We start from the raw sequence: 4,303 nt of genomic DNA, 5'->3' as shown, positions 1-4,303 counted from the left end.
GTTCCGGCACCTCAAGATCGGGAAGCGCCATCGCCGCGCGCCACTTCAACTCATTGAGTGAAAACAAAAATTCTGTAAAATCACCACCGCCAAACCGCAACAGGCGGCGCACGGGTTCGACATTGGGATGCGACACCATATAGGTGCCCAAATCCTCTAGAATACTATCGACAGGCTTTTTGAAATGACGCGCGGTCGCACTTATCACATCCAAAGTGACGCTGTCGGGATAGCCCAACATCGCCTCGAAATTCTCAAATCCTAGGTTCGCCGCCTCGGCAATCTTTACCCAGGTTTGGCCCCCGTATGTGTCGCGCAAAAAACATTGTAACGCGCGATTGATCATCCCGTGCATGTGGAGCGATCCCTTTTTAGCAACCTGATCTTGTTTTACGCCCTCACAGTTACGCCCTTGGTCTTAAAAAAGTGCCAATACATCCGTCTACATGCCAGACGACGGGCACCAAATACCTCAAATTATTTATAAATCTCGCTGAAAAACGCGCGACGGGCCGCGCCGACTACGCTGTTCCTTGGCGTGCAATCCACGCTGGCAAATCGGCAATCGAGGCCAAAACAACATCCGCATACGCGGACAAATCGGCCTCAACCGCGACCCCCGTTAGCACCGCAACAGTGCGCATTCCCGCCGCTCGTCCCGCATTGAGATCGTGCAAACTATCACCCACCATCACGGTATCGCGTGGATCAGACCCAAGCGCGCGCGCCGCCGCCAAACAGCCCTCTGGCGCAGGCTTGCCACCATGCCCGCTGTCATATCCGATCACCACGCCGAACACGCCGTCCAATCCGAGATCCCGAATTTGGCCCCGCGTCTCTCCCTCGAAATCATTGGTCACGACCCCTTGCGCGATCCCCGCCGCCCCCAAGGCCGCGTGCATCTCGACCAGACCCGCCACAGGCGCAAGCGTGAGCGTGCCGGGTTTGGGCGTGATCAGTGCCAAGATGTCGCGCGGTGACAGCTCGGGCAAATAGCGCTTTAGCAACTCTGCCAGATCATCGGGCGTGCCGGCAATCACCGGACTGTCACGGTGAAATGTGTCATGCGTCAGATCAAACCGCAATGTTTCGGCAATCTGTGATGCCGCCACGCCCGTCTGTGCCGCCGAATCCCGAATGGCCTGCGCCGCCCACGGCCCCCATGTCTTTTGAAAATCGATCAACGTGCCGTCCTTGTCGAACAAAACGGCTCTCACAGGGCGGGCTGAATGCGTCATGTCCAATTGATCTGCTCCCCACCGGGAAGTGCCTGACGCGCCCGCATCACATGCGTGGGATCACCCTGTGTTTCATCGGCCCACCTGTAAACCCATTCATCATTCATCATTAAGAAATCGAGAACCGCGGCCAAGACCTCTGTCTCACCCGCACGGGCGCGCAATTCGGCGCCATCCATACCCGTCGAGCCGAGAAACGTTGGCAAAAGATCATCATCCCCAACGAGCCAAGCGAGGATGGTAAGGGCCAGTGCTTCGGCAGAGTCCTGCTTCATATTTCGTAACCTTTCTTAACAAAGAAACGATTTGTTAACCATTTTAGCATCAATCTTCGTCATCGCGCGATGCCGCTCTCGCATGACGACACTGTTTAGGATGTGACGCGCGAAATTAAAGAGGAAATATAAACATAAATGCCAGGCCATATCCTCATAGCGGATAGCGTTCCCACCAGCCGCATCACCATGAAGGTGATGTTGAGCGCGGCTCACTATGACGTGTCTATGGCCAGTTGTGCCAATGACGTTCTTTCGAACGCCGCAACGTCGAACCCCGACGTGATCATTATCGATCACGATTTGGGCGATGCCGGCGCTGCGGGCGTCTGTACGCGCCTCAAGGCCACGGATACGTTGCGCCACATTCCCATCGCGATGGTCGGCCCTGACACGACCGAACACCGCATAGCGGCTTTGCGCGCAGGTGCTGATGTATATTTGGTCAAACCGCTGGACCGCGTCGCACTTTTGGCACAGATGCGCGCACTCAAGCGCGTGTCAGATACTGCAAACGAGTTGAAGCGGCGCACACAAACAGCCCTCGAAATGGGCTTCCCCACCGACACGACATCACCCGTGACGCCATCGCACATTGTGATTGCCTCCCCATACGCGGACGATGCGGTGAAGCTGCGCAGCTCCCTGCGCGGCCTCATAAATTCCGATGTCGATGTCGCCCGCTACGACAATGCAATCCATTCCATTCACGCGACCCAGAACGCGGACTTGGTCATTGTCTCGAGTCATTTTCATGATCTTAGAGATGACCTTCTTTTGTTGTCCAATATTCGCGCAAACGAAAAGACCCGTCATGCTGCGGTCATGGTCATGTATCCTGAGCAAAAAAGGATTGATGCGATTTTGGCGCTGGATATCGGGGCCAATGCGATCATGCCGCTCAATAGCGATCCTGATGAACTTGCCTTGCGCATTCGTAAGCTCGTCAGTCGCAAACGTGAGGCGGATCGCCTGCGCGATACAATCGACCACGGGATGCGCATGGCGTCGGTTGATCCGCTCACCGGCCTGTATAACCGCCGCTACGCCAAACCACACCTCGAACGACTGGCACATGAGACGACACTAACCAACGCGCCCTTGGCGGTCATGCTTGTGGACATCGACGACTTCAAATCGGTCAATGATACCTTTGGCCATGCGCTTGGCGATACGGTGTTGGTCGAGGTGGCGCGGCGCATCCGCGACACCTTGCGCCCCCAAGACCTCGTGGCGCGGATCGGTGGGGAGGAGTTTTTGGTCGCGATGCCTGCCACCACGGCACAAAGTGCACATGTGGCCGCTGAACGTATCCGCAACAGCGTTTGCGCAACACCCGCATGCGTCACAGGGGACGGCGAGCCTATCAGCGTTTCGATCTCCCTCGGCGTGGCTATGTCAACACAGATGATACCCAACGAACTCTCGGTTTCAGGCCTCATCGACATCGCCGACACCGCCCTTTACGCGTCAAAATCTGGCGGGCGTAATCAAGTGACCTTCGGTGCTACGGCCGCGTGATGATGGCATCAACATGGCCTCGCATGGTAATCCATCTGTGCGAAAGCCTCATCGCTATTTCTTGAAGCCGTCTTTGTCGTCGCGCCCTTTGTCGTCGCGCCCTTTGTCGTCGCGCCCTTTGTCGTCGCGCGGTCCGCGCTTGATCATGTCATCAAGACGCGAGGCGTAGGCCGAACGCTCATCCGGTGTCATCGCTGCAACTTTTTGGGCCAACAGGCGCGCCCCGATCTCTTGGCGCGCCGCCAAATCCGATTGTTGCCCGACGATCAAACTCTCGAACATCGCCGCATCAAACGGCTCGCTGCGTAATGCCGCCATCACTGCCTCAAATTGCGCCTGAATGCGCGCACGGGCCTCAACGCGCCCCCCCGCCTGCCGCGCAAATGCACGGCCAAGCTCACGCCGCACATCCCCGTCAAACGCACCAACATATGGACCAAACCCGAAATCACGGGTCTGCATGCTGCGCGCATGATCATCGTCCGAACCATCGCGTTTCTCGTGGCGCAACGCCGCCCCCGCAACCAGTCCGACAACAGCCAGATTGAGGGCCAACGAGACGGCAAGGACCACGCGGCTCCAATGGAACCTGTTGGTCTTGGGCGGGGTTTGATCAAGATCGCTCATGGTTTATCCTTCTGTCCCCAGATCGTAGAAGCTCGGCACAAGATCGTCGAGCGCATATGCGCTCACCTCAACCGGTGCTTGCGACACGCTCGCGCTTTGCGATCCCAATGCCACATTTGTCACGACACCCGGCGCGCCAAGACCGATCACCAAACCTGTCACACCTGCGGTCGCCACACCTGTGAGGCCACGCCACCCCCCCAGCGCCGCCATCGCCGCGCGCAGGACCGGATGGTGCCGTGGCGCATCGGCGCGTGGTGCGGGTGTCATATCAGCAAGCTGGGCATCCGCATCCGCCATGATCCGCGCCATAAGGTCCGCCGATGGTCCGCGGTCCACATCACGCGCCACATCACGAGCCTGCGCAAACAGCGCGTCCAACGCCTGATCCACTTGGGGATCAAGCGGCGCCTCAAAGGGGGATGGACCCCAGCGATCTTTGTCACGTTTCGTCATCTTCGAACCCCAATCTTTCCTTTTCGCCGGCCAACTGTTTGGCCAACACCCGCTTGCCCCGTGCGACAAGGCTTTCAACCGCCTCCACACTCACGTTTAGGATCTGTGCAATGTCGGGGTTTGATAGCCCCTCGATATGGCGCAAAACCACCGCTTGTCTTTGGCGCTCGGGCAACGTCCCTAATG

At 57.8% G+C, this 4,303-nt stretch carries 7 protein-coding genes; 1 reads left to right on the top strand and 6 read right to left on the bottom strand.

From position 1 onward, the window contains the following. The 3 genes from ACTG34_RS11535 to ACTG34_RS11525 all read right to left on the bottom strand — a co-directional run. Nucleotides 1-355 (bottom strand): heme NO-binding domain-containing protein (locus ACTG34_RS11535; RefSeq protein ID WP_439105051.1); only part of this gene is annotated, 355 nt, incomplete at its 3' end. A gap of 166 nt (nt 356-521) precedes the next feature. Beyond that, nucleotides 522-1,238: an HAD family hydrolase gene (locus tag ACTG34_RS11530; protein WP_439105050.1), complete on the bottom strand. Its 717-nt coding sequence runs from the start codon at nt 1,236-1,238 to the stop codon at nt 522-524. Continuing rightward, nucleotides 1,235-1,513: a DUF3572 domain-containing protein gene (locus ACTG34_RS11525; protein WP_439105049.1), complete on the bottom strand. Its 279-nt coding sequence runs from the start codon at nt 1,511-1,513 to the stop codon at nt 1,235-1,237. Before ACTG34_RS11525 ends, ACTG34_RS11530 begins: the two co-directional genes overlap by 4 nt. Before the next feature lie 138 nt (nt 1,514-1,651). Between ACTG34_RS11525 and ACTG34_RS11520 the strand changes: the two genes are divergently transcribed. Beyond that, on the top strand, nt 1,652-3,034 hold the full coding sequence (locus tag ACTG34_RS11520) for a diguanylate cyclase (RefSeq protein ID WP_439105048.1): 1,383 nt from the start codon (nt 1,652-1,654) through the stop codon (nt 3,032-3,034). 54 nt (nt 3,035-3,088) lie between these two features. On the opposite strand, the gene ACTG34_RS11515 is transcribed toward ACTG34_RS11520, so the two are convergent. The 3 genes from ACTG34_RS11515 to ACTG34_RS11505 all read right to left on the bottom strand — a co-directional run. Next, the gene (locus ACTG34_RS11515; protein WP_439105047.1) at nt 3,089-3,661 is read right to left on the bottom strand and encodes a periplasmic heavy metal sensor; all 573 of its coding nucleotides are present in this window, start codon (nt 3,659-3,661) and stop codon (nt 3,089-3,091) included. 3 nt (nt 3,662-3,664) lie between these two features. Next, the gene (locus tag ACTG34_RS11510) at nt 3,665-4,117 is read right to left on the bottom strand and encodes a hypothetical protein (protein WP_439105046.1); all 453 of its coding nucleotides are present in this window, start codon (nt 4,115-4,117) and stop codon (nt 3,665-3,667) included. After that, the coding region (locus ACTG34_RS11505; RefSeq protein ID WP_439105045.1) for a sigma factor-like helix-turn-helix DNA-binding protein at nt 4,104-4,303 on the bottom strand (200 nt) is incomplete at its 5' end. The genes ACTG34_RS11505 and ACTG34_RS11510, both read right to left, overlap by 14 nt.

This window comes from Celeribacter marinus, from assembly GCF_965656515.1.
Taxonomy (GTDB): domain Bacteria; phylum Pseudomonadota; class Alphaproteobacteria; order Rhodobacterales; family Rhodobacteraceae; genus Celeribacter; species Celeribacter marinus_D.
Note: the sequence above shows the minus strand (reverse complement) of the source record. Positions and strands in the feature narration are given on the sequence as shown.